This is a genomic window from Lysobacter enzymogenes (assembly GCF_017168095.1).
In the GTDB taxonomy this organism is placed as follows: Bacteria; Pseudomonadota; Gammaproteobacteria; order Xanthomonadales; family Xanthomonadaceae; genus Lysobacter; species Lysobacter enzymogenes_D.
In genome coordinates this window covers 1-5,791 of sequence record NZ_LXSD01000370.1, presented here as the reverse complement: position 1 = coordinate 5,791, position 5,791 = coordinate 1, and the positions used below count along the sequence as shown (strand labels likewise).

The following is a 5,791-nucleotide window of genomic DNA, read 5'->3' as shown; positions in this document are numbered from 1 at the left end:
CCGCGCTCCTGGCCGCGGCGGGCGCGGCGGCCGGTGCGGCGGCGGCGAGGGCGGGCGCGCACAGCGCCAGGGCGATTGCGAGGACGAGCGGTTTCATGGCGGCGACCCTTGTCGTGAGAACGCGAAGGAAGAACGGCGGCGCGCAGCGCGCGGCGCCCGCCAGCATCGGCTCCGCGCCGGCGCAGGCCAAGCGCCGAAGGTCATGCGGCGGCGATCCATGCCCGCGGCCGCGGCGGCCGCCCGGCCGGATCGCGGCTCAATGGTCGACGTCGCTGCGCAAGTCGTAGCTTTCGCGCGGCGGCCCGTCGGTCTCGCCGCGCAGGCGCTGGTAACGCCACAGGCCGTCGACGAACACGCCCTGCACGTCGATCGTGCCGGTGCCGCGCGGCCCCTGCAGGAACACCAGGAACGCGGCGCGGCCCTGCTCGCGCTGCTCGACCATGCCCAGCGGAATCCAGCGCGCGCCGATCGGCTTGCCCAGCGCGCGGATCATGCGCTCGTCGCCGCTCGCCCGCGCCATCGCCTCGCGATAAGGCGCGGTGTTCTTGACCGAGGACATCATGAAGTACATCGCGCCCAGGCCGATGGCCAGCGACAGCACCATCATCACCGCGAAACTCAGCACCAGCATCAGCAGCCAGTGGCGTTGCACCCAGGGCTTGCGGTATTGCGCGTTCATCGCGTCGAAGTCCTTGTCGTCGGTTCGATGGAGTCGGGTCGGTCTTTGCGATCCGGCCGCGCCGGGCGCTCAGCGCTTGAGGCAGCGGTCGAAGAAATCCTCGGTCAGGCGCAGCCGGTGCAGGTTGTCGCGCCCGCGCAGGCCGTGCTTGGCGCCGGGATAGGTCATCAGCTCGAACGGCCGGCCGCGCTGCTGCAGCGCGCTCATCAGCACGGTGGAGTTGGTGAACAGCACGTTGTCGTCGGCCATGCCGTGGATCAGCAGCAGGCGCGAGGTCAGTCCGTCCAGGTGCTGCAGCACGCGGCCTTCGCGATAGCCGTCGGGGTTGTCCTTGGGCAGCCCCATGTAGCGCTCGGTGTAGTGGCTGTCGTACAGGCCCCAATCGGTGACCGGCGCGCCGGCGGCGCCGCAGGCGTACTGGTCGCTGGCCTTGGCCAGCATCATCAAGGTCATGTAGCCGCCGTTGGACCAGCCGTACACGCCGATCTTCGCGCCGTCGACCCACGGCTGCGACTTCAGCCACTTCACCCCTTCGAGCTGGTCGGCCACTTCCACCGTGCCCTGCCTGCCGTACAGCGCGCCGCCGAACGACGCGCCGCGGCGCGGGGTGCCGCGGTTGTCGAGCGAGAACACCACATAGCCGCGCTGGGCCAGGTACTGGTTGAAGTCCGGCGCCCAGGCGCGCTTGACCGACTGCGCGGCCGGGCCGCCGTAGACGTAGACCACCACCGGATAGCGCCTGGCCGGGTCGAAGCCGGCCGGCTTGATCAGGCTGTAGTGCAGCTCGGTCTTGCCGTCGGCGGCCTTGAGCGTGCCGAACTCCAGCGGCCGCTGCGCCTTCAGGTACGGCGCGTAGGGATGCTTGGGATCGGACAGATCGTTGGCGATCAGCGCGGCGATGCGGCTGCCGTCGTTGCGGTACAGCTCCAGCTGCGGCGGCGTGGTCGGGTTCGACCAGCTGTCGACGTAGACGCTGGCGTTGTTGGCGAAGCTGGCGCTGTGCAGGCCGTCGCTCTTGGACAGGCGCTCGACCGCGCCGCCGGCCAGCGGCACGCGGTAGATCTGCGCGTCGGTGGGGCTGTCCTTGCCGGCGGCGAAATAGACCTGGCCGGCGGCTTCGTCGACCGCGAGCACGCCGTCCACCGGCCAGTCGCCGGAAGTCAGCGCGGTGGCCTGGGCGCCGTCTTCCGACAGCAGGTAGAGATGCTCGAAACCGCTGCGCTCGCTGCTCCACAGGATCCGGCCGTCGGCGAGGAAGCGCAGGTCGTTGTGCAGCGGCACCCAGGTCTTGCTGGTCTCGGTCTGCAGGGTGCGCTGCTTGCCGCTGGCCAGGTCGGTTTCGATCAGTTCGAGCGTGTGCTGGTCGCGCGACTGGCGCTGAAAGGTCAGGCGGTCGGCGCCGCGCCAATCGACGCGGGCCAGGTAGATGTCCTGCTGCTTGCCCAGGTCGATCTCGCGCGCCGCGCCGGCGCGGCCGACCGGCGCCACCAGCAGCCGCACCAGCACGTTGCGGTCGCCCGCGGCCGGATAGCGCTGCTCGACCACGGCGGTGCGGTCGGGATAGACCTCGTAGCGCTTTTGCACCGGCACCGGCGATTCGTCGATGCGGGCGAAGGCGATGGCCGAATCGTCCGGCGCCCACCAATAACCGGTGTGGCGGTCCATTTCCTCGTCGGCGACGAATTCGGCGACGCCGTTGCCGATGGTGTCGCTGCCGTCCTTGGTCAGTTGCACCGCCTTGCCGTCGGCCAGGTCGATCACCCACAGGTTGCGATCGCGCACGAAGCTGACGTAGCCGCCGAGCGGCGAGAGCTTGGGATCGGTGGCGAAGCCTTCGCCGTGGGTGAGCCGGCGCACCGCGGCCTTGCCGGTCTTGGACAGGTCGTAGAGGTAGAGCTCGCCGCCGAGCGGGAACAGCAGGCGCTTGCCGTCGGGGGACCACTGGTAATCGACGATGCCCGACAGCGCGGCGATGCGCTGGCGCTCGCGCCGCGCCTTCTCCGCGTCGCTGAGCGTTTCCGCGCCCGGCAGCACGTCGTCGGAATCGACCAGCAGCGCGGTCTTGCCGCTGGCGATGTCGTAGGCCCACAGGTCCAGGCGGTTGCGGTCGCGCTGCTTGCCGCGCAGGAAACCCACCCGGCTGCCGTCCGGCGCCACCTTGGGCTTGAGCAGGCTCGGGCCCGACAGCGGCGCGTCGCCGGTCAGCGCTTCCAGGGTCAGGCGGCCGTCGGCCGGTGCGGCGGCGGGCGGAGCGGCGAGGGCGGGCGTGGCGGCGGTCAGCGACATGGCGATCAGGCAGGCGACGAGGCGGCGGGCGTTGTTCATTTCGGGCGGATGGTCCGTGACGGGCGCCGCCGGCGCGGGCCGGCGGCGGAACGGCGGGGTGGAGCGCGGATGGCTGCGGCCGCGCGCCGCTTACTGCGGCTGCGCGGCCGGGGTACCGAACAGGTGCTTGCGCATCTCCTCGGTCATGGCCTTGTCGGCCCGGTATACCTTGCCCATTTCGTAAGCCCGCTGGAAGGCCGGGCGCGCGGCCAGGGCCTCGTACCAGCGCTGCACCTGGGGGTAGCGGGCCAGGTCGACATGGTGCCAGTCGTGCTCGCGCGCCCACGGATGGCTGGCGAAATCGGCGATGCTCAGCGCGTCGCCGGCGATGAATTCGCGCCCGGCCAGGCGCTTGTCGAGCACGCCGTACAGTCGTTCGGTTTCGCGCTGATAGCGATCGATGGCGTAGGGCACCTTCTCCGGCGCATAGCGGTTGAAGTGATGGTTCTGGCCGAGCATCGGGCCGTAACCGGCGACCTGCCAGAACAGCCATTCGTTCGTCTCGGCCCGGCCGCGCAGGTCGGTGGGGGCGAACAGGCCGGTTTTTTCCGCCAGATACTGCAAGATCGCGCCGGATTCGAACACGCTGATCGCCGCGCCGCCGTCCGCCGGCGCATGGTCGACGATCGCCGGCATGCGGTTGTTCGGCGAAATGGCCAGGAATTCGGGCTTGAACTGGTCGCCGGCGCCGATGTTCACCGGTTTGATCTGGTACGCCAGGGCCTGCCCGGCCTGCGCGGCTTCTTCCAGGAACAAGGTGATCTTGTGGCCGTTGGGCGTGGGCCAATAGTGCAGGTCGATCATGGGGGACGGACTCCGCTGAATGAGCCGGCAGTGTACGCGCGGCCCTGCGCGCAGGGCCGTTGCGGCGGTGGAAAGGCGCGTGCCGCGGAGCGTCGCGGCTGAATGCGACGGCGGTCGCGATGGCGATGACGGCGCGGCCCGGCTACTCTGTGCCCCCGCACTGCGGCGGACCTCCGGTTTCGTTCCGGCGTTCGGCGCGCGGTTTCTTCTTCTTTCCAGAACATTGCCGACCCGCATGACCGACTCCAGGATCAACCGACTCAATCCCCTGCCGGCCCTGATCTTCAGCTCGCGCTGGCTGCAGCTGCCGCTGTACCTGGGCCTGATCGTGGCCCAGGGCGTCTACGTGTTCCAGTTCGTGCGCGAACTGATCCACCTGGTCAGCGACGCGGCCAATCTGACCGAGCAGAGCATCATGCTCATCGTGCTCGGCCTGATCGACGTGGTGATGATCTCCAACCTGCTGGTGATGGTGATCGTCGGCGGCTACGAGACCTTCGTTTCGCGCCTGCGCCTGGAAGGCCATCCGGACCAGCCGGAGTGGCTGAGCCACGTCAACGCCAGCGTGCTCAAGGTCAAGCTGGCGATGGCGATCATCGGCATTTCCTCGATCCATCTGCTCAAGACCTTCATCGGCGCGGGCAGCCTCGGCTTGCCGCTGTGCGGGACGCCGGAAGCGTACGAAATGGCGAAGGCCCTGGCGGCGATGACCGCCAACGGGCAGGTCGATCCCAGGCTGCTGCGTTGCAGCGAGGTCACCGCGCAAGGCGTGATGTGGCAGTCCTTGATCCACTTCCTGTTCATCGTCTCGGCGGTGGGCATCGCCTGGACCGACAAGCTGATGAGCGCGGGCAAGCCGGCGAAGCCCGGGCACTGACTCGTTCTCGCTGCGTGCGAGCCGCGCCGTCGCTGGTTTGGCGCGGTCGCGGCTCGCGCCGCTCCTACAGGGGCTGCGGCGAGTTTCGTATCTGACTGTAGGAGCGGCGCGAGCCGCGACCGCGACAACGCGCCAACGACGAACCTCGCCTATCCGCCGTCGTCATCGGCCGAAGACCGCATCGCCACCGCCGCGCGCGGCCCCATGATCGCCGCGCGCAGCCGCGCCTTGGCCGGATCCGGCGAAAACGCCAGCTGTTCGCCGTCGGTGTCGATCCCCAGCGCGGCGTAATCGGCCTGCAGCGACGGAAACCCGGTCATCGGCGCGTGCTTCGCATACGTGCGCGCGATCGTGCCGCCGCCGCCGGCGCGGTCGAGCGCGGCGATGAACGCTTCAGGCGTGCTGCGGCTGTCTTCGCGCAGGCAGCATTGCGAATACGCCGCCAGCACCTGGTCCAGGCTGCGGCCGCGCTCGCGCCGCAGGGCCAAATCCGCGTCCAGCCAGAACGCCGCGCCGGCCCAGTAGATGCGCATGGTGGCGCCGCGGCGCCAGCCGACTTCGTCCATGCGCGGGCCCGCGCCCGCGTCGCGGCCGCGGCGGAAACCGCCGTCCAGCCGCCGCCACGCTTCCTCGCCGTCGAGCAGGCCGGCGCGCGCGCGCAGCACGTTCTGGTAATAACTGGCCAGACCCTCGGCCAGCCAGCGGCCGACGTCGCCGAGATAGGGATGGAACAGGTGCGAAAGCTCGTGCACCGCGGTCCAGTCGGCGCGCAGTTCCTCGCCGCCGGCGTCGTCGCGCACGAACAGCAGCACCGACACGCCGTCCTCGCGCACGGTCTGGCCCCACGGCACCGGGCTCGGGTCGCGGCCGCGCCGCGGCACCAGGCGCACGCGCACCGTCGCTTCGCGCAGCGGGAAACGGCCGAACGCGGTGAGCTGGGCGCGCGCGCACTCGGCCAGCCAGGCCTGCAACCGATCGGCGCGGGCGGCATCGGGCGGGTTCTCGACGATCACCCGCAGGCGGCCGTCGCCGACGCGCAGAACCCGTTCGCTGGCGGCGCTCGCTGCGACCGCGCTCGTCGCAGCCGCCGCGCTCGCCGCCGCGGG

General features: G+C 70.4%; 5 protein-coding genes. 1 reads left to right on the top strand and 4 read right to left on the bottom strand.

Translation table 11 applies throughout. The features are described from left to right. Window positions 1–256: 256 nt before the first annotated feature. From A7A76_RS14910 to A7A76_RS14900, 3 genes are all read right to left on the bottom strand, one after another. Window positions 257–679, bottom strand: a complete 423-nt coding sequence (locus tag A7A76_RS14910; protein WP_206411919.1) for a cytochrome c oxidase assembly factor Coa1 family protein — start codon at window positions 677–679, stop codon at window positions 257–259. 69 nt (window positions 680–748) lie between these two features. Then, a complete protein-coding gene (locus tag A7A76_RS14905) occupies window positions 749–2,965 on the bottom strand; it encodes a S9 family peptidase (RefSeq protein WP_206411920.1) in 2,217 nt (738 codons plus the stop codon). 129 nt (window positions 2,966–3,094) lie between these two features. Further along, window positions 3,095–3,808 (bottom strand): glutathione binding-like protein, encoded by a 714-nt coding sequence (locus tag A7A76_RS14900; RefSeq protein WP_206411918.1) that lies wholly within the window; start codon window positions 3,806–3,808, stop codon window positions 3,095–3,097. Window positions 3,809–4,043: 235 nt separating this feature from the next. Here A7A76_RS14900 and A7A76_RS14895 point away from each other — a divergent pair, with 235 nt between their 5' ends. Then, entirely contained in the window at window positions 4,044–4,685 is a 642-nt protein-coding gene (locus tag A7A76_RS14895; protein ID WP_206411917.1) for a TIGR00645 family protein, read from the top strand. Window positions 4,686–4,834: 149 nt separating this feature from the next. Here the strand turns inward: A7A76_RS14895 and A7A76_RS14890 are convergent. Beyond that, window positions 4,835–5,791 (bottom strand): hypothetical protein (locus A7A76_RS14890; RefSeq protein ID WP_206411916.1); only part of this gene is annotated, 957 nt, incomplete at its 5' end.